This is a genomic window from Actinospica durhamensis, from assembly GCF_018139695.1.
In the GTDB taxonomy this organism is placed as follows: domain Bacteria; phylum Actinomycetota; class Actinomycetes; order Streptomycetales; family Catenulisporaceae; genus Actinospica; species Actinospica durhamensis.
Map to the genome: position 1 here is coordinate 1 of NZ_JAGSOG010000113.1, position 25,419 is coordinate 25,419.

Consider the following 25,419-nt stretch of genomic DNA (forward strand, 5'->3'; position numbering starts at 1 on the left):
CGGGGGCTACGAGTACTCGCGGTCGGCGAACCCCACGCGGTCGGCGCTGCAGGAGTGCCTGGCGGCGCTCGAGGGCGGGCGGCACGGGCTGGCGTTCGCCTCGGGGCTGGCGGCGGAGGACTGCCTGCTGCGGACGGTGTGCAACCCGGGGGACCACGTGGTGATCCCTTCGGACGCGTACGGCGGCACGTTCCGGCTGTTCGCGAAGGTCTACGAGCGGTGGGGGGTGGACTGGACCGCGGCGGACCTGACCTCGCCTGAGGCGGTGCGTGAGGCGGTCGCGTCGCGGCCGACGCGGGTGGTGTGGGTGGAGACGCCGTCGAACCCGCTGCTCGGGGTGTGCGACATCGCGGCGCTGGCCGAGATCGCGCATTCGGCCGGGGCGCTGCTGGTCGTGGACAACACCTTCGCCACTCCTTATCTGCAGCAGCCGCTCGCGCTCGGCGCCGACGTGGTGGTGCACTCCACCACCAAGTACATCGGCGGCCACTCCGACGTGGTCGGCGGCGCGCTGATCGCCGCGGACGACGACCTCGGGGCCCGGCTCGCCTTCCACCAGAACGCGATGGGCGCGGTCGCGGGGCCGTTCGACGCCTGGCTGACCCTGCGCGGCATCAAGACCCTGGGTGTGCGGATGGACCGGCACTGCTCGAACGCGCAGGCGGTGGCCGAGATGCTGGCGGCGCACCCGAAGGTCTCGGCGGTGCACTACCCGGGGCTGGTCTCCGACCCCGGACACGAGGTGGCGGCCAAGCAGATGCGCGGCTTCGGCGGCATGGTCTCGTTCCGGCACGTCGAGGGCGAGGCTGCGGCTGTGGAGGTGTGCAACCGGGCCCGGCTGTTCACCCTGGGCGAGTCGCTGGGCGGGGTGGAGTCGCTGATCGAGCACCCGGGGCGGATGACGCACGCCTCGGCGGCCGGTTCGCCGCTGGAGGTGCCGGGGGATCTGGTCCGGCTCTCGGTGGGTATCGAAGACCTCGAAGATCTCTTGGAGGACCTGGACCGGGCCCTGTGACGAATCCACGGGTGAATCCGTCCGTGAATCCGTGAACGAATCCCCGCGCGGGTCCGTAAGCGGATCCGCGCGGGGTTCGGGAAATCCTCGGGGTGCGGCCCGACAGGGGCTTGAACAGGGGATTTATTCCTTGATCCACCTGGGGTTTCGCGGCATATAACGATACGGATGGTCTGACGCCCGTGACGCGTGCGGCATGCACTATGCTGCGCGCGTGGTGGAGGGTATATCTGAACTCAGGGACGGCGTCCTGCTCGGCGAGCGATACCGGCTCGTGCGACGGCTCGAGGTCTTCTCCGTGGGGGCCGAACGGGTCGCCGGGGTGGAGTACGAGTACTGGGTCGCACTGGACGAGACAGCGCGCACCGAGGTGTGGATCGAATTCGCCGGCGCGGCGGGTCTGTACGCCGAGGGGGCCGCGCTGGCCGGGGCGGTGGCCGCGCTGCGCCGGATCAACCATCCGGCGGTGCCCGCGGTGCACGCCTTCGGCGAGTACGAGTTCGAACGCGCCGGCGCGCTGCGCACCGTGGGCTACTGCGCGATCCCGGCGCTCGAGGGCGAGACCCTCGCGGCCGCGATGGTGCGCGAGACGCTCGACCGGGCCGAGATCCTGCTCGCCCTCGGCCAGGTGGCCGAGGTGCTGCAGCTGCTCGGCGAGTTCGAGCTCGTACACGGTCACCTGAGCGCGCACTCGGTGCTGCTGACCGCCACCGCCGACGCGGGGTACGAGGTGGTGCTCGTCGACCTGCCGGCCTCGCTGGCGCTGGAGACGACGGTCGAGTCCGACCTGACCGCGGCCGCCGACGTGTACGCGCTGGCCTGGCTGACGGTGCTGGCCCTGGTGGGGCCGGCCGTGCTCGAGGCCGAGTTCGGCGTCGGGTTCGCCGCGACGCTGGAACTCGACCTGGCGGCAGCGCAGGTGCTCGAGCAGCGCCGGGCGTGGGCGGCGGAGAACCTGGAGGTGCTCGGCGTCTCGGCCGCACTGGCCGGGGTGCTGCTGCTCGCGCTGGGCGAGTCGGGCGCCCGGCCGCGGGTGACGATGCTGGCCGCGGCGATCCGGGGCGCCTGGGTGGAGATCCAGCAGCAGGCCGTGGCCGTGGAGTCGGCCGGGGTGGCGGAACTCGCCGCGGCGGTCGAGGTCGCCGAAGCCGTCGAGATCGCCGAGGCGGTGGCGGCGGTCGAGGTCGTGGAGGTCGCCGAAGCACAGTCGGGGGCGGTCGGCGCCGGGCGCAAGGGCCCGGCCAAGAAGAGCAGTGGGAAGAAGCGGGCCGCGGAGACCGCCGCGGTGGTCGGTGCGGCGGGCGCGGTCGGGCTGATCGCGGCGGAGAGCGCGCAGGCCGCGGCCGGGACGGCGGGCACCGCTGCCGCCGCGGCGCCGGTGGCGCTCGGATCCGTCGGGGCCTCGACGGCGGTGGTCGAGGAGACGGCCGCGGTCCAGGAGACCGTGGCGGTACAGGAGTCGGCGGGCGCGGTCACCGAGGTGATCCCGGTGGTCGGCGGCGGACGGCGGCCGCGGCCTGGAGTCGCGCGCGGCGCGGCCTCGCCCAGCGGCCCGACCCCGGGCGGCGCGGGTGCGGGAGTGGGCGCGGCGGCGGGCGGCGCGGGCGGTGCGGTCTTCGAGAGCGGTCCGGCCGGCGGCGGTGGCGGTACCGGCGGGAGCGCGACGCACGCGCACCGGCGGCGTCCGCGGCGCGGGCTGTACGCGGGGATCGGCGCCGGCGTGGTGGTCATCGTCGTTCTGGCCATCGTGCTGAGCCAGAAGTCGGGCGGCAACAAGTCGAACTCGGCGACCGGCGCGGGCACGACGTCCTCGGCGACGTCCGGAGCCTCGGCGGCGGCCGGTGCCTCGCCGAGCGCGGCGGCCTCGCCGTCACCGAGCGGCTCGGGCGCCTCGGCGTCCGCCCCCGCGGGCGGGGCCACCGGCAGTGCGGGCACCTCCACCGCCCCGGCGCAGACGGTGACCTTCCCGGCCACCTTGGAGACCTACCCGGCCAGCCCGAGCCAGGCCGTGCAGCAGATCCAGCAGGCCGCGACCCAGGCGCAGGGCGAGCTCTCGCAGACCCAGCAGGGGCAGATCACCCAGATCATCAGCACCCTGCAGCAGGAGATCGGCTCGAACCAGAGCCTTTCCACCGGCACCGCCCAGCTGTGGGCGCTGCTGCACTCCGGCGAGCTGCCGAGCTCCTTCAACACCTACGTGGAAGAGCTGGCGAGCTACCTCTCGGCCAGCGGCGGCAGCTGAGCGGTACCCGAGGCCGTCAAGGCGTCACCGACCCCGCGGCGCGCACCCGGCGCGCACTAGAACTGCGCGCCGCAGGGCCGTGAGGGCAGGGCCCAGGTGAGGTACGCCTGGGCCCAGTCGGTGGCGATCGCGTCCACGCCGTCCGCCCGCATCCGCTGCCACGGCGCGGGGCCGGCCGGCGTCCACACCCACACCTTCAGGCCCTGCCGGTGCCACTGCGTCACCAGCGGCGCGCTGACGCCGCGGTAGTCGACGTACAGGATGCGCGCGCCGACCCGCTCGATCTGCGCCGCCTGCGGGTAGCGGCGCGCGCCGACGGTCTCGAACAGGTAGGCCAGGGTCGCGTGCGGGTCGGCGGCGTGGAAGGCGGCGAGGTCGGGCAGGGTCCAGCCGGCCACGATGATGCGGGCCGCGGCGGCGGAGTGCTCCACCACCCGGGCCAGGTTGGCGAACTCCTGCACCGGGTGCCCGGCCAGGTGGAACGGGTCGCCCTCCATCTGCACGATGACCGGGCGGCCGGTTTGCGCCACCGCGTCCAGTATCTGCACCAGGGTCTGCGGGTGAAGCGCGGCCACGATCGAGCCCTGACCGGTGTCGCCCGCGTACGTCCGGGCGTTGAGCCGGGTGTACTGGGACGCGGTCATCGAGGTGACGTCGGCGCCCGGGTCGGTGTCCGAGGTGGTGCGCCCGACGGTGGCGTCGTGCAGGGCCACCGGCACGGCGTCGCCGGTCCAGCGCACGTCGAGGTTGAGGTACGTCGCGCCCTCGGCCGCCGCGGTGAGCTCGGCCTGCGCGGAGTTCTCCGGCAGCTTGCGTCCGTCCCCGGTCTCGCCGCGATGCGCGATGACCGACGGCGCGTCACATGCGGGCTCCGCCAACCGGGGCTGGTGCGGGTCCGCCCGAGGCGTCGGCACCGCCTCGGTGGAACCCGCGCAGGCGGATAGCCCACACAGCGTCAGCGCGACCGCGGCCCCGGCCACGGCGCGGCGCCACACCGCCCCCCACTCACGTCCCCGCAGACGTTCGTGCACGTATGTTTCCTTCCCTCCGGCCCGATACCTCCCCCGGTCAGGCTAGTGGACCGAACTGCCACGACCCCACAAGCGTGCCATCCGCTCAGACGCTCAGGCGGTGAGATCATTCCGGCATGAGTCGATTCGGTGCGGCCCTGGCCGCGGATCCCGACGCCGAACGGGCCGCCCGCCGGGCTGCCCACGGGGCGCTCGGGCGCGTGGCGGGAGCGCCGGATCTGGTCGTGGTGACCGCGGCGGTGGCGGATCCGGACAGCGCGGACCAGGTGGCCGCGGCGGTGGCCGAGCAGGTCGCGGCCACCGGCAACGAGAACTGCGCGGTGGTCGGGGCCATGGCCGAGGGCGTGATGGGGGAGAGCAGCCTGGGCGACGCGGCGGACGGCGACGGCATGCCGGGCCGGGGCCGCACCAGCGTCGCGGTCTGGGCCGCGCGGCTGCCGGGCACCCGGGTCCGCGCGTTCCGGCTGCACTCGCACCGGGTGTCCAGGCCCTTCGAGGAGGACCTGGCCGCGGGGCCGGCGAACGGGACGATGGCGGTGGGCGGGCTGCCCGAGCCCTGGCCGGACGAGCGGGTGGCGCTGCTGTTCGCCGATCCCTACAGCTTCCCGGTGCACGGGTTCCTGGCCCGATGCAATGCCCTGCTTCCGCAGCTGCCGTTCGTCGGCGGGCTCGCGCCGGGGCCGGCCGGCTACGGCTCGGCCCGGCTGCTGCTCGGGTCCGAGGCGTACGCGACCGGGGCGGTGGGCGTGCTGCTCGGCGGCGAGCTGAACGCGGCGATCGCGGTGAGCCAGGGCTGCCGGGCGATCGGGCCGGCCATGACGGTGACCGAAGCCGAGGGCGATCTGCTGCTCGGGCTGGCCGGGCGGCCCGCCTACCGCAGGCTGCGCGAGATCCTGGCCGAGCAGAAGCCTGAGGTCAGGGCTCAGGCCGCGACGGGGCTGCACATCGGCATCGCACTCAACGAGTACGTGGACGAACACGAGAGCGGGGACTTCCTGATCCGCGGCGTGGTGGGCCTCGACCCGGAGACCGACGGGATCCGGGTGGGCGAGCCGGTCGAGATCGGGCAGACGGTGCGCTTCCAGGTGCGCGACGCGGCGAGCGCGGCCGAGGGGCTGCGTACGGTGCTGCGCGCGGCCCGGGCCCGGCCGGGCTACGAGACGATCGGCGGCGCGCTGCTGGTGTCCTGCAACGGCCGCGCGGCCGGGCTCTTCCCCGAGCCGTTCGGCGCCGGGCACGACCTGCACACGGTCTGCTCGGAGCTCGGCACGGCCGCGGTGGCCGGGTTCTTCGGGTCCGGCGAGATCGGGCCGGTGGGCGGGCGCAACCACCTGCACGGCTACACCGCCTCGGTGCTGGCCTTCGCGGACGGCGACTGACCGAGCCAATCGTCGTACACGCTTCTGGTGTATCGATCACGCCCTGAGTTAGGCTCGGTTTCCATGCAGGAACAGCAGCTGGTCTTGGCGATCGACATCGGCGGAACGAAACTGGCCGTGGGCGTGGTCGACGGGGAGGGGCGGGTACTCGAGAGCCGGCGCGCGCCGAATCCGAACCCGCCGACCGACGACGGGGAGCAGCTGCTCCGGGCGCTGCTCGCGCTGATCGAGGAACTGACGACGGATCGGGCGGAGCTGTCCGGGGTCGGCATCGGCTGCGGCGGGCCGATGCGCTGGCCGGTCGGGGAGGTCTCCCCGCTCAACATCCCGTCCTGGCGCGACTTCCCGCTGCGGGCGCGGCTGGCCGAGGAGCTCAAGCTGCCGGCGCGCATCCACAACGACGCGGTCTGCGTGGCCATCGCCGAACACTGGCGCGGGGCCGGGGTGGGCGCGGACAACGTGCTGGGGATGGTGGTCTCCACCGGCGTGGGCGGCGGCCTGATCCTGGGCGGCCGGCTGATCGACGGCGCCTCCGGCAACGCCGGGCACATCGGGCACGCGATCGTGCACGAGCACGAGCCGGTGTGCCGCTGCGGCGCGATCGGCTGCCTCGAGGCCATCGCCTCGGGGCCGAACCTGGCCGCCTGGGCCTTCCGGCAGGGCTGGCGCACCGGGTTCCCGGTGGATCAGCGCACCGGCCGGGACCTGGTGGAGGACGCGCGCCGCGGCGACCCGACGGCGGTGGCCGCGTTGAACCGGGCCGGGCGGGCGCTGGGGATCGGGATCGCCTCGGCCACGACGCTGTGCGACCTCGACGTGGTCGCCATCGGGGGCGGGATCTCGCAGGCCGGACCGCTGCTGTTCGACCCGCTCGAGGCCTCGCTGCGGGAACGGGTCGGGCTGGATTTCGCCCGCTCGGTGCGGGTGGTGCCGGCCGGGCTCGGGCAGGAGTCGGGCCTCGTCGGCGCGGCGGCCCTGATCATCCATCCGGAGCGGTACTGGTCCGGCGACTGACCGGCGACGACCCGGCGACCGACCCGGCGACCGACCCGAACGGAAAAGAAGACACGAGTCCCCGTGGCACGGATGCCACGGGGACTCGTCGTATTCGTATACCGGGTGTCAGCGCACCCGCGCCGGTGTCAGTGCACGGCGGGGGCGAGGTCCTCGGCCTTGGCCTGCGCCTTGCCCGGGCCCTTGGCCGTACGCAGCTCCACCTGCTTGAGGAAGAAGCTGAGCACGAAGGCGATGACCATGATCGCCGCGGCGCAGATGAACACCACCGACATCGCGCTGGTGAAGTCGCGCACGACGATGTCGAACACGCCGTTGGTCCCGTGCTGCGCGGCCTGCGCGCTCTCCTGCTGCAGCGCCGTGCGGCTCAGGCTGGTGCCGCCGCCGGAGCTCATCTGGCTGGACAGGCTCGGCGGCAGGTCCTTGTGCACGTAGGAGACGAGCCGGTTGCTCAGGATCGCGCCGAAGATCGCGGTACCGAAGGAGCTGCCCATGTTCCGGAAGAACAGGTTGCTCGAGGTGCCCGTGCCGATGTCCTTGAGCGGCAGCGCGTTCTGCACCGCCAGGGTCAGCACCGGCATCGTCATGCCGAGGCCGACGCCGAGCACGAACATGTAGATGCCGCGCTCGCCCGCCGAGGTGTGCACGCCCAGACGCGACATCAGGTACATGCCGATGACCGCGATGCCGGTGCCGAAGATCGGGAAGATCTTGTACTTGCCGAGCTTCGAGATCAGGATTCCGGTGGTCATCGCGGTCGGGCCGACGCCGAGCATCATCGGCAGGATGGCCAGGCCCGCGCCGGTCGGCGAGTAACCCACCACGAACTGCAGGTAGACGCTGAGGTAGATCAGCGAGCCCATCATCGTGATACCCACGACCAGGGCCATCGCGTTGGAGACCGAGAAGACCGAGTTGCGGAACAGGTGCATCGGGATGATCGGCTCGCTGGCGAACTTCGCCTCCCACAGGACGAATCCGACCGCGAGCACCACGCCGAGCACGAACATGCCGATGACCTGCCACGAACCCCAGGGCTCCTGGCCGTTGGCGCCGAGCTGGGTGGCCAGCAGCAGACCGCAGGCCGCGGCCGTGATCAGCGCCGCGCCGATGAAGTCGATCTTGTGTTTGACGTGGGTTTCCTTCACGTGCAGCACCGCCGAGATCACGACCAGGGCGACCGCGCCGATCGGCAGGTTCACGTAGAAGATCCAGCGCCAGCCGCTGACCCCGAACAGGTGCGAGCGGTCGGTGAAGAAGCCGCCGATCAGCGGGCCGATGACCATGGCGAACATGAACGTCGCGGTGAAGTAGCCCTGGTACTTGCCTCGCTCGGCCGGGCTGACGATCTGGCCGATGATGGTGAACACCAGCGCCATCAGGCCGCCGCCGCCGAGGCCCTGCAGCGCGCGGAACGCGATCAGTTCGACCATGTTCTGCGACATGCCGCACAGCGCGGAGCCGGCCAGGAACAGCACGATGGAGAAGACGAAGATCTTCTTGGGGCCGAACAGGTCGGCGAGCTTGCCGTAGATCGGCGCCACCGCGGTGGAGGCGAGCATGTAGGCGGTGACCACCCACGGCATCTCGGCCGAGCCGTTGCGCGGGTTGAGCTCGTTCACGATCGTGAGCAACGCCGTCGAGACGATGGTCTGGTCGAGCGCGGCCAGCAGCAGCGCGAGCATCAGGCCGCTGAAGATCACCATGATCTGGCGATGCGTCAGCACCTTCTGCTCGGCCGCATGGGGCGGGGATATTGCTTCTGACATGGAGTTTCTCATGCCCCCTTCGGTAAAGTCTCGGCGAGCGCGGCCTGGTGGGCCGCCCGCACTTGTTCCAGTTCCGGCATCTCGATCGGCTGCTCTTGGCCCAGATCGGCCGCCAGCCGGCGCACGAGGTGCACCAGGGTGTGCGCGTCCTGGGGGCTCCAGTGCGCGATCAGGTCCCGGAAGTTCTCGATCCGCACGTGCCAGAGCCCGTAGACGTGCTCGATGCCCGCCTCGGTCAGCGCGAGCCGGTGCGCCCGCCGGTCGCCGGGGTCGGCTACCTTGGCGACCCGACCGGCTTCCTCCTGAGTGCGGGCGTAGCGGCTGACCGTCGACAGGTCGAGGCCGCAGGCCTGCGAGATGTCCGAAGGACGTAGTGGTCCGAGCCGGTAGAGCATGCTCAGCACCACGGCCGCGCCGTGATCGATGCCCTCGTGTTCGGCGTAGAGGTGCTTGATCGAACGGATGATCCCGCCCACCGACGTGAGCATCTCCACCGCGTCGTCCTGGGTGATCTTCTCGCTCATCGCATCCTCCGTCCTTCTGCGGAGCCGGAACAGTTGCTTGTACCCTGCAACCATAGGGAGAAGTGGTTGCAGCATGCAAGGAAATAACGCGTAAGGGCCGACATCGTTATGCCGCTGTTACGGCGGCTTCCGGCGCGCCCCGGCGCGGGTCGGCGCGAGGTGCGGCGCACCCGGGCACGCCGCGAGGCCTGCCGGACCGAGGCGCGGTCGTAGCCTTAGGGACGTGCGTAACCCCGTCACCCTCGATGAGATCCATGCCGCGCGCAAACTGCTGGCACAGATCACCCGACCCACGCCCCTGGCCTGGTCCCGCCCGCTGTCCGAACAGATCGGCGGCGAGGTCTGGTTCAAGTGCGAGAACCTGCAACGAGCGGGCTCGTTCAAGGTGCGTGGCGCCTATGTCAGGATCCACAACCTGCCCGCGGACGAGCGGGCCCGCGGCGTGGTCGCGGCCAGCGCCGGCAACCACGCCCAGGGCGTCGCGCTCGCCGCCACTCTGCACGAGGTCCCCTCCACCGTCTTCATGCCCGAGGGCGCGCCGCTGCCGAAGGTGGCCGCGACCGAGTCCTACGGCGCCACCGTCCGCTTCGCCGGCAGCACCGTGGACGAGGCCCTGATCGCCGCGCGCGAGTACGCGACGGAGACCGGGGCGGCGTTCATCCATCCGTTCGACCACCCCGACATCATCGCCGGGCAGGGCACCGTCGCCCTCGAGATCCTGGAACAGTGCCCCGAGGTGCGCACCGTCCTGCTCGGGCTCGGCGGCGGCGGCCTGCTCTCCGGGGTGGCCCTGGCCTTCAAGGCCCTGCGACCGGACGTGCGCGTGGTCGGCGTCCAGGCCGCGGCGGCCTCCTCCTGGCCGCCCTCGCTCGAGGCCGGGCACCCCACCTCGATCGCCTCGATGGCCACCATGGCCGACGGCATCGCGGTCGGGCGCCCCGGCGAGATCACCTTCGAGGTCGTGCGCGAACTCGGCGTGGACGTACGCACGGTGTCCGAGGAGTCGATCTCTCGTGCGCTGCTGCTTTTGCTCGAGCGCAACAAGCTCGTGGTGGAGCCGGCCGGCGCGGTCGGCGTCGCGGCGCTGCTCGAGGCGGCCGAGCAGTACGAGCCGCCGGTGGTGGCCGTGCTCTCCGGCGGCAACGTGGACCCGCTGCTGCTGCTCCGGCTGATCCGCCACGGCCTTTCCGCGGCCGGGCGCTTCCTCTCGCTGCGGCTGCGGGTGCTCGACCGGCCCGGCGCGCTCGCCCAGCTCCTCGCCGAGATCGCGGCCGCCGACGCGAACGTCGTCGACGTCGAACACGGCCGGATGGCGCCGCGCCTGGGCATCGGAGAGGTGGAGGTCGGACTGACCGTGGAGACGCGCGGCCCGACCCACGCGGTGACCGTACTCCAGCGACTGCGCTCTGCGGGGTATCAGATCGTGTCCTCCGAGTGAGGGAACATCACCGGGCCCGAGAGGCGGCGGGACCGGCCCCACGCGCCCCACGGCGCACGAAAGCGTACGAAAGCGTGCGCCGAAGATGTCCAGAGTCTGGTCCAAGGCCGACCCTAGCTTGGACCAGAGCACGCGCAGGCGTGATACTGGATCGACGTGAACAGGAGAGGACGGGGACCGCGCTGCGGGCCCGGCCCGCAGCCAGGAGGATCCGACCGTGACCTACGTCATCGCGCTGCCGTGCGTGGATGTGAAGGACAAGGCCTGCATCGAGGAATGCCCGGTCGACTGCATCTACGAGGGCGAGCGTTCCCTGTACATCCACCCGGACGAATGTGTCGACTGCGGTGCCTGTGAGCCGGTCTGCCCCGTCGAGGCGATCTTCTACGAGGACGACACGCCCGACCAGTGGAAGGACTTCTACAAGGCCAACGTGGAGTTCTTCGAGGACCTCGGCTCGCCGGGCGGCGCCTCGAAGCTCGGCCAGATCGCCAAGGACCACCCGATCGTCTCCGCGCTGCCGCCGCAGGGCGAGGGCCACTGACCGCCTCGGGTATGGACCACAGCCACCGCACCCTCGCCGACCGGCTCCCGCAGTTTCCGTGGGACCGGCTCGTCCCGTACGCCCGCAAGGCCGACGCGCACCCCGGCGGCCGGGTCGACCTGTCCGTAGGGACGCCGGTCGACCCGGTACCGGCCGTGGTGCGCGCCGCGCTGATCGAGGCCGCGGACTGGCCGGGCTATCCGGTCACCCGCGGCACCGACGCGTTGCGCGCGGCGGCGCTGGGCTGGATGGAGCGGGAACTCGGGGTGGCCGGCGAGCCGGGCGTGCTCCCGGTGATCGGCTCGAAGGAGCTGGTCGCCAACCTGCCGACGCTGCTCGGGCTCGGCCCGGGGGACGCGGTGGCCTACCCGGTCCCCGCGTATCCGACCTATGAGATCGGTGCCCTGCTGGCCGGGGCGCAGCCGAGGCCGACGGCGTTCGGCGCGCTGCCGGACGCGGCGTCAGGTCCGGCCCCGCGGCTGGTCTGGCTCAACTCTCCGGCCAATCCGCACGGGCAGGTGCTCGACCTCGGGCAGCTGCGCGCTGCGGTGGCCTGGGCGCGCGAACACGGCGCGGTGCTCGTCTCGGACGAGTGCTACGTCACCCTCGGCTGGGACGGGGCGCAGCCGATCTCGGTGCTGCACCCGGACGTGTGCGACGGCGACGTGACCGGGCTGCTGGCCCTGCACTCGCTCTCGAAGCGCTCGAACCTGGCCGGCTACCGGGCCGCGTTCCTGGCCGGAGACCCGGCGCTGCTGAAGGATCTGCTGCTGGTGCGCATGCACGGCGGGATGATCATGCCGGGTCCGGTGCAGGCGGCGATGGCGGCCGCGCTCACCGACGAGGCGCACGCGCGGGAGCAGAAGGAGCGTTACCTGGCCCGGCGCGCGGTGCTGCGCCAGGCGCTGCTCGGCGCGGGCTTCCGGATCGAGCACTCCCAGGCGGGCCTGTACCTGTGGGCCACCCGGGACGAGCCGTGCTGGGAGACCATCGGCACGCTGGCCGACCTCGGCATCCTGGCCGCGCCAGGGGAGATGTACGGCGCGGGCGGCGAGCGGTTCGTACGGTTGGCGCTGACCGCGACCGACGAGCGGATCGAATCCGCCGCGGCGCGGCTGTCCGCGCTGGGCTGAGGTTCTGACGCGGGCCCAGCCGGGCCCGCGGGCTCGGCCTTCCTGCCGCCGCGTCACCACCACCCTGGACCGACCGACCGTCAGACGGCGGTGTGAGGGGTTCCCCGCGCCCATCCCGTGGCCCGGAGAACCCCTCTCCCGTGCCCGTGTGGTCAGCGGCCGGACACGGAGTCGGATGCGGTGCGTGTCGATCAGACGCGGGCGTGCTTGGCGGAGTAGCCGGCCGTGGACAGCTCCGCGTTGGTGACCTCGGACTGCGCCTGCCGGGCCAGCGGCGCCGCGGCCTGGGCCGGGGACATCGGCGCGGCGGCGCCCTGGGCACCGGTGCTGTTGGCGATGTTGCCGACCACGGGCAGACCGGACAGCGGGCTCGCGCCGCCGGCGCCGGTGAGGTTGCCGACCAGGCCGCCGGCCACCGGGAGGCCGGAGAGCGGGCCGGCGGCCAGGCCGCTGACCGGGAGCCCGCCGGCCAGGCCGCCGACCACGGGGAGGCCGCCGACGACGGGCAGAGACGCGGCCTGTGCGCTGGCCGCGACGGCCACCGGGATGGCGACGGCCGCGGTCGCGGCGGCGGCTGCGGCGATACGGCGTCCTGCGTGAGTCATGGTGTTTCCTCTTCTTCGGGGGAACGGGGGAACGCCTTCGGTCACGGATTTCGTGCGTTCACCGAGACTTACGAGTCTCCGACCGTTCAGGTTGCGGTCAAACACGATAACGATTAGGTAAATGCGGAAAGTGTTCAGATCGGTCGTCTGAACACTGGAATAGGTGATCGAAGAGTGCGTGGGCCGATTTCGCGAAACCGGCCCACAGGTCCTACATCTGGCTGGCGGCGCCGAGGGCGTTCATCACCGGATCGCCGAGCACGGCGCCGACCGGGACGGCCGAGGTGAGGCTGCCGACCGTGCCGAACATCGGCATCTGGGTCCGGCTGAGCGAGGAGGTGACGTCCCCGACCGTCGGCACGCCGCTGGAGTGCAGCTGCTTCGCGGTCGGCTGGACCTGGCCCGCCACGTCGGCGGCCACCTGCGAGGTGCGCTGGCCGACGCCGCCGGTCATGGTGCCCACGGCGCCGTTGCGCAGCACGCCGGGGGCGATCTCGCCGGGCACCGCGTGCGGGTTGGGCGGCACCATCTCGTGCAGCAGGTCGCGCACCGGGGCGCCGGTGCCGAGCTGCGCGGTGAGCTGGTCCGCCTTCTCGGTCAGTTCGTCCGCCTTCTGATACAGCTCGTTCGTCTTCTGGGTCAGGCCGGCCCCGGCCACCGGCATCGCGCCGAGGCCCGCCGACTCGGTCAGCTGCGAGCCCATGGCCCCGGCCATCGGCAGCGCGGAAAGGCCGGTGGCGGCCAGCGGGTCGCCCGCCGCGGTACTCGCGAACGCGCTGCCGGCGGCGGCCAGCGGAATCGCGCCGGCGGTGAGCACGGCGGCGGTGGCGGCGATCGTCCGGCCGGTCGTACGCGGCCGGCGGTGTTTCCCAGTCATGAAACGGCTCCTGTTCGGGTGTACTCGGGCTCCTCGGAAAGGAGTCGACATCCGATTCATCGGTTCAGAGGCGTCTCAGGTTGCGGTTTCACTAGGTAAAGAAATGATAACTTTGATCGTCGGGCCGTTACCTGGCGCTTTTCCGGGGGCTTTCCGGGGGGCGCATCCGGAGCGTGCGCGGAGCCTTTCCGGAGCGCGCGGATCCCGGGACCGGACCTCGGTCCGAGAGCCTCAGGACCTCAGGACCCGGAGGTCATCGTGAGCACGACCCGGTCGGTCGGCGCGGACGAGGTGTCGCCGGTGGTCTGCCAGGAGCCCGGCGAGTTCGACGCGGACCAGGTACGGCCGTCGAAGCCGACCTCGGTGATCCCGAGTGCCTCGGCCTTGGACACCGCCCAGTTGGCGTAGGCCCAGCCGCGGTCGACCCGGGCCACCGCGGTCCCGCCGTTCGGCAGTGTGAAGGCGAAGGTGCGCGTGCTCCCCTTCACGTCGCTCACCGACACGCTGCCCCACTGCTTCTGCGCGTCCGCGATCACGGCCTGGCCCTCGGTGGTCAGCCCCTGGCCGTTCGTCGGCTGCGGCGAGAAGGTCGGACCGTCCAGCGTGCAGGTCAGCGCGCCGCCCACGACGCCGGTGAAGACCTTGGCGAGCACCGCGGCCTCCTGCTCGTGGTTCGCGTACGCCGTCGGATAGCCCGAATGCTGCACGTCCTGCGCCGCCACGGTCAGCTCCAGGCTCTGCCAGTCCTTCACCTTCAGCAGCGCGTCGTAGAACGCGGTGGAGGCGTAGGTGGTGTCCATGATCTGATCCGCCGAGCCCCAGCCCATCGACGGGCGCTGCTGGAACAGGCCGAGGGAGTCGCGGTCGCCGCCGCTCAGGTCGTAGAGCTTGGACTCCTGCAGGGCCGTGGCCTCGGCGATCTCTATCCCGTACGACGGCACACCCAGTTTCACGCCCACCGCCGCGATGGTGGAGGCGTTCTGCATCTGCTCGAGGTCGTAGGTGAAACTGGTGCTGCCGTCCACCGCCGTGCACTGCGCCGCGTTGAACAGCGGAAGCGAGCCGAGCCGGTGCAGCAGGTAGATCCCGAGCCCCACGAGGCCGCCCGCCACCAGCGCCACGACCAGCAGCCCGATGAGCCATCCGCCGCGCTTGCCGCGCTGCGCCCCGCCCGCTCCGCCGTCGGACGTGTTGCGGGATCGGGACACGTGGTGACTCCCTTGCTCGCTTGCCATGCTGCCTGAACTGCCGCGCCGAGGCGGGCCGCGACCCGCCTTCGACCACACCGTACGCGATCCCGTGTGCCGAACGTCGCCCGAGCCCGTCACAGCCTCGCACTAGAATCCGGGCCATGACCGTGCCTGAATCGTCTTCCGTGTTCACCTCTCCCCTGCCTGCCGTCGTCGACGAACTGTGGGAGCGCAGGGCCGAACTCTCCCCGGCCGATGCCGACGCCCGCGCCGAGATCATCGCCGCCGTCGACCTGCTCGACACCGGTGCGGCCCGGGTCGCCTTCGTCGACCCCGCGACCGACGAGGTGGTGGTGGACGAGCGGGCCAAGCGCGCCATCCTGCTCACCTTCAAGGTGCTCGAGATGTCCGAGGCCAAGGTCGGGGAGTTCTACCAGCACGACAAGATGCCGCTCAAGACCACCTTCGACGGCGTGCGCGTGGTGCCCGGCGCGATCGCCCGCTGGGGCAGCTACTGCGCCCCCGGCACGATCCTGATGCCCTCGTTCGTCAACATCGGCGGCTACGTGGACTCCGGCACGATGGTCGACACCTGGGCCACCGTCGGCTCCTGCGCCCAGATCGGCAAGAACGTGCACCTGGCCGGCGGCGTCGGCATCGGCGGCGTGCTCGAGCCGCCGAACGCCAAGCCGGTGGTGATCGAGGACGGTGCGATGATCTTCTCGCGCTGCATGATCATCGAGGGCGCCCGGGTGGGCAAGGGCTCGGTCGTGGGCGCCGGCACCATCCTGTCCGCCTCGATCCCGGTCATCGACGCGGAGACCGGCGAGGAGATCAGCCGCGGCCACGTGCCCGACTACTGCGTCGCGGTCGGCGGCACCCGGATGAAGAAGTTCAACGGCGGCGAGTTCGGCCTGCCCTGCGTGCTCGTGCTCAAGCGCCTCGAGCAGGGCCAGGGCCACGACAAGGCCAGGCTCAACGACATCCTGCGCGACAACGGCCTGGCGACGGGCTGAGCGCCGTGACCGCGCAGCAGACGCAAGCGCTCGCGCCCGCGACGCTCGACCTCGGCCTCGAGGTCGGCGCGCTCACGGCCGCGCTGGTGGACATCCCCTCGGTCAGCGGCTCGGAGCAGCGCCTCGCCGACGCCGTCGAGCGCGAACTACGGGCCCTGCCGCGGCTGCGGGTGGAGCGGTACGGCAACAACCTGGTCGCCCGCACCGGATTCGGCCTGCCCGAGCGGGTCGTGCTGGCCGGACACCTCGACACCGTGCCGATCGCGGACAACCTGCCCTCGCGGGTCGAGGGCGGGCGGCTCTACGGCTGCGGCGCGACCGATATGAAGAGCGGCGTCGCGGTCCAGCTGAAGATCGCCGCCGAGCTCGGCGCGGCCGACGGGCCGACCCCGGCCCGCGAGGTCACCTTCGTGTTCTACGACTGCGAGGAGATCGAGGCCGAGCGCAACGGCCTCGGCCACCTCGTGCGCGAGCACCCGGAGTGGCTCGCGGCCGACTTCGCCATCCTGCTCGAGGGCACCAACGCGCAGGTCGAGGGCGGCTGCAAGGGCACGCTGCGGGCGACGGTGCGCACCAGCGGCGTACGCGCGCACAGCGCCCGGGACTGGCTCGGCGTCAACGCCATCCACCAGGCCGCGCCGGTGCTGGCCCGGCTGGCCGGGTATCAGGCCCGTGAGGTCGACGTCGAGGGCCTGCTCTACCGCGAGTGCCTCAACGCGGTGGGGATCACCGGCGGCGTGGCCGGCAACGTGATCCCGGACGAGTGCGTGGTCACGGTCAACTACCGCTTCGCCCCGGACCGCACCGAGCAGCAGGCCGCCGCGCACGTCGAGGAGGTGTTCGAGGGCTTCGACGTGCAGGTCACCGACAGCGCCCCCGGCGCGGCGCCGGGCCTCACGCTCCCGGCCGCCGCCGCTTTCGCCGCGTTGGTCGGCGGCACGCCGGTGGCCAAGCAGGGTTGGACGGACGTGGCCCGATTCGCCGGTTCGGGTGTACCGGCGGTCAATTACGGACCCGGCGACGCCACGCTGGCCCATACTCGGCAGGAGTACGTGGAACTCGAAAGGATCACCCGCGCCCTCGCGACACTGCGACGGTGGCTCGATCTCGAGTAGGTAACGGGTTCGTGGCGACATGAAGATAACCTGAAGCTCATGGCAACCCGACCCCGGGCCCGGACGTTACTCCTTAAGCGGGAGGCGCGTCCGGGTTTCTCGATCCGAGGGGCCGCGGACGCGAAGAGTCGAGCGGAACGGGCTGACGGGTTATGGGCTTGACCAGCGAGGGTTTTCTCGCCGCGGTGATCGTGGCGGTGGTGCTTTTCCCGGTTCTCACCCTGGTGTTGTGGAACCGGCTGCCAGGGCCCAAACCGGTGAAGGTAGGCTCCCGGCTCACCTTGATCCTGTTCGCCCAGGCCAGTGCCGTGCTGCTGGCGGCGCTGTGGATAAACAACACCTACCAGCTCTACACCTCCTGGTCCGACCTGCTCGGCGAGGACGGCGGGGTCGGCGTCATCGCCGCCGCCACCCCGCAGACCGAGGTCGGCACCAAGCTCGGCGCGCGCGCCGCGGGACTGCCCAACGCCAAGCTCTTCCGCCCGCTGCGCGGCGTGGACGACGGCTACACCGCCCTGATCAGCGGGCCGGTCTCACACATCGTCAACACCGTGGTGGTGTGGCTGCCGCCGCAGTACTTCGAGGCCGCATACGCGCACACCGACTTCCCGGTGGTGCAGCTGCTCTCGGGCACTCCGGGCACGCCGCAGACCTGGCTCTCCGGGATGCAGGCCCCGCTCGCGCTGACCCGGCTGGTGAACGCGGGCCGGGCGCACCCGTTCATCCTGGTCTCCGCCGCCATCAACGTCGACCCCGGCCACGACCCGGACTGCTCGAACATCCCGAAGGGCCCGAAGGTCGCCACCTGGCTCACCACCGACGTGCGCCAGCTCGTGCTCTCCTCCTTCCGCGCCTCGCCCTCGCGCAAGGCCTGGGGCCTGATGGGGTATTCGGAGGGCGGGCTGTGCGCCTCGAAGCTGGTGCTGCAGTACCCGCAGCTGTACTCCGCCGCCGTCTCCCTCAGCGGCGACGACCACCCCGACGGCGACCTGCTCAAGCCCGGCACCGCGGCGTACGAGCAGAACGCGCCGCTGTGGCTGCTCCAGCACGACGCCCCGGCCGAGGTCTCGCTGCTGCTCGCCGGGACCTACCAGGACGGCAACGTGGCCCAGGAGGCCGCCGCGATGACGGCCGCGGCCCACATGCCCACCACCGTGCAGACGCTGCTGTCCGAGCGCGGCGGGCACAACATCGGGGTGTGGAAGACCGATGAGACGCCCGCCTTCCAGTGGCTCTCGGAGCACCTGCAGACCCCGTCGACGCCCACCTACACCGCGGACACGAAGCTGGTCAGCGGCATCGACTGACCGCCCGGATCGTTCAGCCGCGCGGTCCCGAGCGGATAACGTGGCCGCGTGACTGAACCAGAGACGCAGAACGCGGTGCCGGCGGCGCCCTCGAGCCCGCACCAGCGCCGGCACCTCAAGGAGCGCTTCCGCGGCCCGGTGCTGCTGCGCCGCACGCAGCTGCCTGCCCCGGACGACACCACCACCGACCAGCGCCTGCTCGAGTCCGAGGGCTCGACCGACTGGCTGCACGAGGACCCGTGGCGGGTGCTGCGGATCACCTCCGAGTTCGTGGCCGGATTCGAGACCCTGGCCGAGATCGGGCCGGCCGTGGCGGTGTTCGGCTCGGCCCGCACCAAGCCGGACTCGCCCGAGTACGCCGTGGGCGTCGAGGTGGGCCGGCTGCTGGCCAAGGCCGGCTACGCGGTGATCACCGGCGGCGGCCCGGGGGCGATGGAGTCGGGCAACCGCGGCGCGGTCGAGGCCGAGGGCGTCTCGGTGGGCCTGGGCATCGAGCTGCCCTTCGAGCAGGGCCTGAACGACTACGTCGACCTGGGTCTGAACTTCCGTTACTTCTTCGTGCGCAAGACCATGTTCGTCAAGTACGCCCGCGGCTTCGTGGTGCTGCCCGGCGGCTTCGGCACCCTCGACGAGCTGTTCGAGGCGCTCACCCTGGTGCAGACGCAGAAGGTGACCTCGTTCCCGATCGTGCTGGTCGGCACGTCCTACTGGTCTGGCCTGGTGGACTGGCTGCGCGACCGGGTGGTGGCCGAGGGCAAGGCCTCGCCGGCCGACCTCGACCTGCTGCACGTCACCGACCTGCCGGAGGAGGCGGTGGAGATCATCCGCGGGACCCAGCCGGCCGGCCGGCGGATCTGAGACCGCCGCTCGCCGGGGCCGGAAGCGTTGCGGGCCGGGCGGCCTGAGGTCGCGTCAGCTCCGGCTGAGCGCGGCCTCGGTGGACGCCTGCGCCGCCGCGCACACCGCCCGGCAGACCGCGGCCAGCTGCTCGTCGGTGGTCGGGTAGGGCGGCATGGTGTAGATCAGGTCGCGGAACGGCCGCAGCCAGACCCCCGCGGCCACCGCGGCGTCGGTGGCCGCGGCCATGTCCACCTCGCGCTCGAGCTGGACCACGCCGATCGCGCCGAGCACCCGCACGTCGCGCACCCCGGGCAGCTCCCGGGCCGCGCCGAGCCCGGCGCCGAGCGCGGACTCGATCCGGGCCACGTCCTCGCGCCAGCTCGTCCCGCCGCGCAGCTGCGGATCGGTCAGCAGGTCGAGGGAGGCGTTGGCGACGGCGGCGGCCAGCGGGTTGCCCATGAACGTGGGCCCGTGCGCCAGGATCGGCACCTCGCCGCCGCTGATGCCCTCGGCCACCTTCGGCGTGCACAGCGCCGCCGCGAGGGTGAGGTAACCCCCCGTCAGCGCCTTGCCCACGCACATCACGTCCGGGCACACGCCCGCGTGGTCGGCCGCGAACAGCTCGCCGCTGCGGCCGAAGCCGGTGGCGATCTCGTCGAACACCAGCAGCACGTCGTGCGCGTCGCACAGCTCCCGCAGCGCCTTGAGATAGGCGGGGGAGTGGAAGCGCATGCCGCCCGCACCCTGCACCACCGGCTCCACGATCACCGCCGCGAGCTCGGCCGCGTGCCGCTCCATCAGGTCGGCGAGGTGCTGGAGGTAGGCCGGGTCGGGTTCGGCGGCGAAGCCCGCGGGCGGCTCCTCGGCGAAGACCTGCTCGGGCAGCACCCCCTGCCACAGGCTGTGCATCCCGCCCTCCGGGTCGCACACCGACATCGGGTGGAAGGTGTCGCCGTGGTAGCCCCCGCGCCAGGTCATCAGCCTGCGCTTGCCCGGCCGCCCGAGCGAGCGCTGGTACTGCAGGCACATCTTGATCGCGACCTCGACCGAGACCGACCCGGAGTCGGCCAGGAACACGTGCCGCAGCGGATCCGGGGTCAGCTCCACCAGCCGCTCGGCCAGCCGCACGGCCGGCTCGTGGGTCAGCCCGCCGAACATCACGTGCGCGAACCGGTCGATCTGGGCGTGCGCGGCGGCGTCGAGCACGGGGTGCCGGTAGCCGTGGATCGCGGCCCACCATGAAGACATTCCATCGATCAAGGTGGCCGGACCGTGCGCCCCGGCCACCTCGAGGCAGACCCCGTGTGCGCCGGTGACCAGCAGCGGAGCCACTTTTCCCGGCATCGGACCATAGGGATGCCAGACGTGCGCACGGTCCAGGCCAAGCAGCTCGCGATACTCCACCGACACACCGTATCCCGAGCGCTGTATTGTTCCTTCGCGGGATCTAGCCCCACGAGTACGGAGGCGTCGCCCAATGTTCTTTTTCCAGCTGCTCGTCGTGGTCGTCCTGCTCATCGCGGTGGGCTGGGTGGCCGTGGGCGGCGGCGGACACCTGTCCCAGCCGATCCCGGACCGGCCCGACCCGGCCGTGCCCGACACCGGCCTGCTCGGCCGTGAGCACGTGGACAAGGTGCGCTTCTCCGTGGGCGCGCGCGGCTACCGGATGGACGAGGTCGACGACATCCTCGACCGGCTCGCCTACGAGATCGACGTGCGGGACAAGCGCATCGCCGACCTCGAGCGCGACCCGTCCGACCCGGCCCGGCCGGCCGTTCAGACGCCGGACGAGGAGCCCGACGGCACGCAGGAGTGATCTGGCGAAGGATCTCACTACTTCAGGTGAGTTCCGCGTGACGTCTTGACGTCGCCGGTCCGACGCGGTTTCCTGGCAGCACCCCGACCTGAACCCTGACTTCGGCTGAATCTCCGGGAGGTGCGGTGTGGCCCAGCAGATCGCCCGAACCGTCGGCGAGACGAACCCCGTGCAGCTCAAACCGTACGACGGCCAGTGGTCCGCGTACTTCGACCAGTATCGAAGCCTGATCCTCAGTGTATTGAGCGACCGGGCGGCGGCGGTCGAGCACATCGGCTCCACCGCCGTTCCCGGCCTGCTCGGCCGGGCCTGCGTGGACGTGCTGCTCGCGGTGGCCGAGCCGGACGCCGAGGAGGACTACCGAGCCGAGCTCGAGGGCGCCGGATTCCGGCTGTGGCAGCGGGAGCCGGACCGCCGGGTGTTCGGCAGCGAGCCGGCCGCCGCCGGAGCGCCGCCGTGCCCCGCGCGGCTGTTCGTCTGCCGCTCCGGGGGCACCTGGGAGTTCGACCAGCTGCTGCTCACGCACTACCTCGGCGCGCACGAGGAGCGCCGCCGGGCCTACGCCGACCTCAAGCGCCGGCTCGCCCGGGAGCACCGGGACGACCCGGACGGCTACGCCCTGGCCAAGCGCCCCTTCCTGCGCGAGACGGTGCGGATGGCGCACCGCTCGCTGATCCCGCTGGACTGACCGGCCACGCCCGGACCCCGGCGCGGGCGGCCCGTCGGCCGCGCCGCCCGGCACCTCGTCCTAGGGCTGGCCGGTGAACACCGGCGCCTGCTTGGTCAAGAACGCCTCGACTGCTACTCGGTGGTCCGGCGCCGCGGCGCAGCGCTGCTGCATCGCGTCCTCGACCTCGAGCGTCTCGGCCAGTGTGTGCGCCGCGCCGTACGCCACCGACTCCTTGATCGACGCGTAGGCCACGGTCGGTCCGGCGGCCAGCTTCTCGGCCACCTCGCGGGCCCGCTCGGCCAGCTTCTCGGCCGGGACCAGCTCGGTGTAGAGGCCGAGTTCGTGGGCGCGCGAGGCCGGGATCGTCTCGGGCATCAGCAGCAGCTCGAGCGCGCGGGCCTGGCCGACCAGGCGCTGCAGGGTCCAGGAGGCGCCCGAGTCCGCGCTCAGCGCGACGCCGGCGAAGGCCAGGTTCATCTTGGCGGTGTCCGCGGCGATGCGCAGGTCGCAGGCGAGCGCGAACCCGGCGCCGGCGCCCGCGACCACCCCGTTGATCGCGGCGACGACCGGCTTGGGCATCCCGGCCAGGGCGAGCGTGATCGGGTTGTAGTGCTGCTCGACCGTGTTCGAGATCGGCTCGCCCGAGGCCAGCTTGCCGGCGTGCTCGCGCAGGTCCTGGCCCACGCAGAAGGCCTTGCCTGCCCCGGTCAGCAGCACCGCGCGCACCGCCGAGTCGGCCGCGGCCCGGCGCAGCGCGGCCAGCAGGGCGTCCTTGGTGGCGTCGTCCAGCGCGTTCATCGCCTCCGGGCGGTTGAAGGTGATGGTGGCCACGGCGCCGTCCACGGCGTAGACGACGGGTTCGGGCCGGGGGCTCGAAGTGCTCACGGTGGGCCTCTTCCTCTCGGGTCGAGTATGAAGTTACCGGCTGGTAGCGCGGGAGGCCAGACGCCCGCCACCGCACGTCGCGCGCACGTCGTCGAAGCGCCCTGCTCCGCTCCTTTTCGCAGTGTCGGTGTGATGCGGGATAATGGGACAGGTCAGGGTGTCTGCAGGAAGGGGAATGAGCATGGCGGCGATGAAGCCGCGGACGGGCGACGGCCCGCTCGAAGTGGTCAAGGAGGGGCGCGGCATCGTGATGCGGGTGCCGCTCGAAGGCGGCGGACGGCTTGTCGTCGAGCTCAACGCCGAAGAGGCGGGCGCCCTGGGCGACGCCCTGAAGAACGTCATCGGCTAGCGGAAGCCGGCACAGGCGGCCGCGACCGGAAGGCGGGCCCGCGAGGCGGCGAGCCCGCCCTCCGGTACGCCCGATCACGGTCACTCCCGCGGCCTGATCCGTCACGGATCGTAGCCCCCGCGGTTTGAGCCCTCGACCCGGCCGCCGTCCCGTTTCGAAACCCCGCGGCGAAACTCCGCGGTATGCGCGCCCGACCGGGCCGCCGCCCTCGCCCGACGCCCGCCCGAAGCGACAGTGGTCACACTCGCCGGCCGGACCGCCGCTCCCGCCCGACTCGGACGCACCCCGCGCGCGGCCTCGCGGGCCCTTGCCCAAGCACCCGCGCACCCGCCGTTTCCGCGTCCCGATTCCCGCCATCGCACGCCTGTGAGCAGCCCGGGAACCCGCGGCGGCGCACGCTCGTTGATCCTGATGTCCAGAGCTCAGCCGGTCCACGGACACGGCGAGCGGGCCGAAGTTGACAAGCTCCATGTCAACTTTCAGGCCCTTCTCAGGCTTGGCGAAGGGGTAGCGGGCTATGGTAACCAGTGCAGCGGTACTCGAAAAACGAGGAGGTAGTGCCGTGGCGCTCGGGGGCGAGGCAGAGCACTGGGGAGTAGGCGCGAACGGCCCGGCCGAATCCGGGTCACCGGCGCCGGAGTCCGCCGCGCAGGCGGCGGAGCCGCAGGCCGCGGCCACGGAATCGTTCGGCGTGCCCGTACTGGGGCCAAGCCCGGTGGACTGGACCCCGCCGAGCTGGGAAGAAGTCGTCCGCACACACTCGGCCAGGGTCTACCGCCTGGCCTACCGGCTCACCGGCGACCGCCACGACGCCGAGGACCTCACGCAGGAGGTCTTCGTCCGGGTCTTCCGCTCGCTGAGCACCTACGCCCCCGGCACCTTCGAGGGCTGGCTGCACCGCATCACCACGAACCTCTTCCTGGACCAGGCGCGGCGCAAGTCCCGCATCCGGTTCGAGGGCCTGGCCGAGGACGCCGCCGAGCGGCTCGCCGGGCGCGAGCCCACGCCGGCCCAGGCCTACTTCGACGCCCACCTCGACGGGGACATCGAGGCCGCGCTCACCGCGCTGCCGCCCGAGTTCCGCGCCGCGGTGGTGCTCTGCGACATCGAAGGCCTCTCCTACGAGGAGATCGCCGCCACGCTCGGGGTCAAGCTCGGCACCGTCCGCTCCCGCATCCACCGCGGCCGCGGGCAGCTGCGGGCCGCGCTCGCGCACCGCGATCCACGCCGCCGCTCGGACGAGGGCGAGGACGTGGCGAACGACGCGCTGCCCGAGTCCCAGGGCAACCGCGGCGGAAAGGGGATGCGGTAATGGCGCTGTTCGGCGACCACCTCGGCCCCCGGCTCGCCGCCCTCGTGGACGGAGAGCTCTCGCACGACGACCGGGACCGCGCGCTCGCGCACATCGCGGGCTGCGTCGCGTGCCGCGCCCTGGTCGACTCGGAGCGCACGCTCAAGGGCCAACTCGAGTCCATGGCCATGCCCGAGCCCTCGGCCCGGCTGATGGCCGCCCTGTTCCAGATCCCGCAGACGCACGGCACCGCCCGCCGCGACGAGGACGAGGACCCGCCGTTCGGCGCGGGCGGCGACCGCCCGCGTCCCGGCGCGTTCGGCTCCATCCTGGGCCGCTCCGCCTCCTTCCTGCCCGAGTTCGCGGTGGGCCTGCGCCCGCTGCCGCCGCACGGCGGGGAGACCGAGCCGGACGAGGACCCCTCCCGCGGCGGCTACGCCCGCGTGGTCGGCAGCTCCCCGTTCGCGATTCCCGGCCGCACGCCGCAGCGTCCCGAGTACGCCCGCTCCGCGCTGCGCCCGCTGTGGTTCGCGGAATAGCCACGGTTCACGCGGCGGCCGGGCTTCGTGCCCGGCCGCACGCCCGAGCAGGCGCGGCGGCGCCGGATCGGCGGCGCGGTCGGCGATCGGCCCCACGGGTGGCGTATGGTGACGGTCCGTCGATCACGGAGTCCGGTGGCGTGATCTTCGAGCCCTTCACCTCCGGTTGGCCGGGTGATATTCGGGGTGCCTCTGTCATCGCGCGTCATTCGGGGATTACTGTGGTTACCGACCGCCCTGTTCCGTGCCGTTCGCGCGCCGGGGCCGGTCGACCGCTTTCAAGGCCGCACCTCCCGACCGCCGGAGCCTGACGATGTTCTTCGACTTGTCCCTGCCCGAAATAGTCGTGCTCCTCGGGCTCGGAATCGTCCTGTTCGGTCCGGACAAACTGCCCCAGGCGGCCGCCAGCGCGGCCAAATTCCTCCGGCAGGTGCGGGCCTTCAGCGACAACGCCCGACAGGATCTGCGCAATGAGCTCGGGCCGGAGTTCGAGGACCTCGACCTCGCGGACCTGAACCCGAAGACCTTCGTGCGCAAGAACCTGCTCGGCGAGGGCGAGGAGCTGCGCGACCTGCGCAAGGAGATCAACGGCGCGCTCAACGAGGCCGCGGACCTGAACGCGCCCGTGCCCGCCCCGCGGGTGACCGGCGCGGCCAACGGGAGCGCCCCGGCCCTCGGGGCCGGCGAGCAGCCGCCGTACGACGCCGACGCCACCTGACCGGAGCTCGTCCCCGGGGGCGGCGTCGCCCACACGATTGCGAGAACCGGATGCTCCGGCAGAATCCGGCGGACGCGGTGCCCGGCGCGGCCGAGGTCGACGCCCCCCTGCC

25 protein-coding genes are annotated in these 25,419 nt (G+C 72.2%); 17 read left to right on the forward strand and 8 right to left on the reverse strand.

The genetic code is table 11. The features are described 5' to 3' along the window. Positions 1 to 1,015 (forward strand): cystathionine gamma-synthase (locus tag KDL01_RS21470; RefSeq protein ID WP_212530349.1); only part of this gene is annotated, 1,015 nt, incomplete at its 5' end. A gap of 214 nt (positions 1,016 to 1,229) precedes the next feature. Next, positions 1,230 to 3,257, forward strand: coding sequence for a serine/threonine-protein kinase (locus tag KDL01_RS21475; protein ID WP_212530350.1), 2,028 nt, complete (start codon positions 1,230 to 1,232; stop codon positions 3,255 to 3,257). Positions 3,258 to 3,313: 56 nt separating this feature from the next. On the opposite strand, the gene KDL01_RS21480 is transcribed toward KDL01_RS21475, so the two are convergent. After that, entirely contained in the window at positions 3,314 to 4,288 is a 975-nt protein-coding gene (locus KDL01_RS21480) for a glycerophosphodiester phosphodiesterase (protein ID WP_212530351.1), read from the reverse strand. 116 nt (positions 4,289 to 4,404) lie between these two features. On the opposite strand from KDL01_RS21480, the gene KDL01_RS21485 reads away from it, so the two are divergent. Together KDL01_RS21485 and KDL01_RS21490 are read left to right on the forward strand one after the other, a co-directional pair. Beyond that, positions 4,405 to 5,667 (forward strand): FIST signal transduction protein, encoded by a 1,263-nt coding sequence (locus KDL01_RS21485; protein WP_212530352.1) that lies wholly within the window; start codon positions 4,405 to 4,407, stop codon positions 5,665 to 5,667. A 63-nt stretch (positions 5,668 to 5,730) separates the two neighbouring features. After that, complete coding sequence (locus tag KDL01_RS21490; protein ID WP_212530353.1) at positions 5,731 to 6,681, forward strand: ROK family protein; 951 nt, start codon at positions 5,731 to 5,733, stop codon at positions 6,679 to 6,681. 128 nt (positions 6,682 to 6,809) lie between these two features. Here the strand turns inward: KDL01_RS21490 and KDL01_RS21495 are convergent, their stop codons facing one another. Beyond that, the gene (locus KDL01_RS21495) at positions 6,810 to 8,450 is read right to left on the reverse strand and encodes an MDR family MFS transporter (RefSeq protein WP_246576762.1); all 1,641 of its coding nucleotides are present in this window, start codon (positions 8,448 to 8,450) and stop codon (positions 6,810 to 6,812) included. Between the two features lie 8 nt (positions 8,451 to 8,458). After that, entirely contained in the window at positions 8,459 to 8,974 is a 516-nt protein-coding gene (locus KDL01_RS21500) for a MarR family winged helix-turn-helix transcriptional regulator (RefSeq protein ID WP_212530354.1), read from the reverse strand. Positions 8,975 to 9,197: 223 nt separating this feature from the next. On the opposite strand from KDL01_RS21500, the gene ilvA reads away from it, so the two are divergent. From ilvA to dapC, 3 genes are all read left to right on the forward strand, one after another. Beyond that, complete coding sequence (ilvA, locus tag KDL01_RS21505) at positions 9,198 to 10,412, forward strand: threonine ammonia-lyase (protein WP_212530355.1); 1,215 nt, start codon at positions 9,198 to 9,200, stop codon at positions 10,410 to 10,412. Positions 10,413 to 10,629: 217 nt separating this feature from the next. Beyond that, a complete protein-coding gene (fdxA, locus tag KDL01_RS21510; protein ID WP_212530356.1) occupies positions 10,630 to 10,956 on the forward strand; it encodes a ferredoxin in 327 nt (108 codons plus the stop codon). A gap of 11 nt (positions 10,957 to 10,967) precedes the next feature. Beyond that, positions 10,968 to 12,089, forward strand: coding sequence for a succinyldiaminopimelate transaminase (gene dapC / locus KDL01_RS21515; RefSeq protein WP_212530357.1), 1,122 nt, complete (start codon positions 10,968 to 10,970; stop codon positions 12,087 to 12,089). Between the two features lie 191 nt (positions 12,090 to 12,280). On the opposite strand, the gene KDL01_RS21520 is transcribed toward dapC, so the two are convergent. The 3 genes from KDL01_RS21520 to KDL01_RS21530 all read right to left on the reverse strand — a co-directional run bounded on the left by KDL01_RS21520 (position 12,281) and on the right by KDL01_RS21530 (position 14,779). Beyond that, the gene (locus KDL01_RS21520; RefSeq protein ID WP_212530358.1) at positions 12,281 to 12,694 is read right to left on the reverse strand and encodes a hypothetical protein; all 414 of its coding nucleotides are present in this window, start codon (positions 12,692 to 12,694) and stop codon (positions 12,281 to 12,283) included. A 211-nt stretch (positions 12,695 to 12,905) separates the two neighbouring features. Beyond that, the gene (locus KDL01_RS21525; protein ID WP_212530359.1) at positions 12,906 to 13,571 is read right to left on the reverse strand and encodes a hypothetical protein; all 666 of its coding nucleotides are present in this window, start codon (positions 13,569 to 13,571) and stop codon (positions 12,906 to 12,908) included. 239 nt (positions 13,572 to 13,810) lie between these two features. Further along, a complete protein-coding gene (locus tag KDL01_RS21530) occupies positions 13,811 to 14,779 on the reverse strand; it encodes a hypothetical protein (protein WP_212530360.1) in 969 nt (322 codons plus the stop codon). Between the two features lie 143 nt (positions 14,780 to 14,922). Between KDL01_RS21530 and KDL01_RS21535 the strand changes: the two genes are divergently transcribed. The 4 genes from KDL01_RS21535 (at position 14,923) to KDL01_RS21550 (ending at position 19,057) form a co-directional block, all read left to right on the forward strand. Further along, positions 14,923 to 15,777, forward strand: a complete 855-nt coding sequence (locus KDL01_RS21535; protein ID WP_212530361.1) for a 2,3,4,5-tetrahydropyridine-2,6-dicarboxylate N-succinyltransferase — start codon at positions 14,923 to 14,925, stop codon at positions 15,775 to 15,777. Positions 15,778 to 15,782: 5 nt separating this feature from the next. Then, positions 15,783 to 16,892 (forward strand): succinyl-diaminopimelate desuccinylase, encoded by a 1,110-nt coding sequence (dapE, locus tag KDL01_RS21540; RefSeq protein ID WP_212530362.1) that lies wholly within the window; start codon positions 15,783 to 15,785, stop codon positions 16,890 to 16,892. 158 nt (positions 16,893 to 17,050) lie between these two features. Next, entirely contained in the window at positions 17,051 to 18,199 is a 1,149-nt protein-coding gene (locus tag KDL01_RS21545) for an alpha/beta hydrolase (RefSeq protein ID WP_212530363.1), read from the forward strand. A 75-nt stretch (positions 18,200 to 18,274) separates the two neighbouring features. Next, the gene (locus KDL01_RS21550; RefSeq protein WP_212530371.1) at positions 18,275 to 19,057 is read left to right on the forward strand and encodes an LOG family protein; all 783 of its coding nucleotides are present in this window, start codon (positions 18,275 to 18,277) and stop codon (positions 19,055 to 19,057) included. A gap of 54 nt (positions 19,058 to 19,111) precedes the next feature. Here KDL01_RS21550 and KDL01_RS21555 read toward each other — a convergent pair whose 3' ends face one another. Next, on the reverse strand, positions 19,112 to 20,443 hold the full coding sequence (locus KDL01_RS21555; protein WP_307846489.1) for an adenosylmethionine--8-amino-7-oxononanoate transaminase: 1,332 nt from the start codon (positions 20,441 to 20,443) through the stop codon (positions 19,112 to 19,114). A 73-nt stretch (positions 20,444 to 20,516) separates the two neighbouring features. Between KDL01_RS21555 and KDL01_RS21560 the strand changes: the two genes are divergently transcribed. Together KDL01_RS21560 and KDL01_RS21565 are read left to right on the forward strand one after the other, a co-directional pair. Further along, positions 20,517 to 20,855 carry a DivIVA domain-containing protein gene (locus tag KDL01_RS21560; protein ID WP_212530365.1) on the forward strand — a complete coding sequence of 113 codons (339 nt, stop codon included), beginning with the start codon at positions 20,517 to 20,519 and terminating at the stop codon, positions 20,853 to 20,855. Positions 20,856 to 20,982: 127 nt separating this feature from the next. Beyond that, on the forward strand, positions 20,983 to 21,543 hold the full coding sequence (locus KDL01_RS21565) for a GrpB family protein (RefSeq protein WP_212530366.1): 561 nt from the start codon (positions 20,983 to 20,985) through the stop codon (positions 21,541 to 21,543). A 60-nt stretch (positions 21,544 to 21,603) separates the two neighbouring features. Here KDL01_RS21565 and KDL01_RS21570 read toward each other — a convergent pair whose 3' ends face one another. Beyond that, a complete protein-coding gene (locus tag KDL01_RS21570; protein ID WP_307846490.1) occupies positions 21,604 to 22,410 on the reverse strand; it encodes an enoyl-CoA hydratase/isomerase family protein in 807 nt (268 codons plus the stop codon). 181 nt (positions 22,411 to 22,591) lie between these two features. Between KDL01_RS21570 and KDL01_RS21575 the strand changes: the two genes are divergently transcribed. The 4 genes from KDL01_RS21575 to KDL01_RS21590 all read left to right on the forward strand — a co-directional run bounded on the left by KDL01_RS21575 (position 22,592) and on the right by KDL01_RS21590 (position 25,307). Beyond that, on the forward strand, positions 22,592 to 22,759 hold the full coding sequence (locus KDL01_RS21575) for a DUF3117 domain-containing protein (RefSeq protein ID WP_211244467.1): 168 nt from the start codon (positions 22,592 to 22,594) through the stop codon (positions 22,757 to 22,759). Positions 22,760 to 23,321: 562 nt separating this feature from the next. Next, positions 23,322 to 24,071: an RNA polymerase sigma factor SigE gene (sigE, locus tag KDL01_RS21580; protein WP_307846491.1), complete on the forward strand. Its 750-nt coding sequence runs from the start codon at positions 23,322 to 23,324 to the stop codon at positions 24,069 to 24,071. Then, positions 24,071 to 24,589, forward strand: a complete 519-nt coding sequence (locus tag KDL01_RS46805; RefSeq protein ID WP_212530368.1) for an anti-sigma factor family protein — start codon at positions 24,071 to 24,073, stop codon at positions 24,587 to 24,589. The genes sigE and KDL01_RS46805 overlap by 1 nt, the downstream gene beginning before the upstream one ends. A gap of 313 nt (positions 24,590 to 24,902) precedes the next feature. Further along, a complete protein-coding gene (locus KDL01_RS21590) occupies positions 24,903 to 25,307 on the forward strand; it encodes a sec-independent translocase (RefSeq protein ID WP_212530369.1) in 405 nt (134 codons plus the stop codon). Positions 25,308 to 25,419 lie beyond the last annotated feature (112 nt).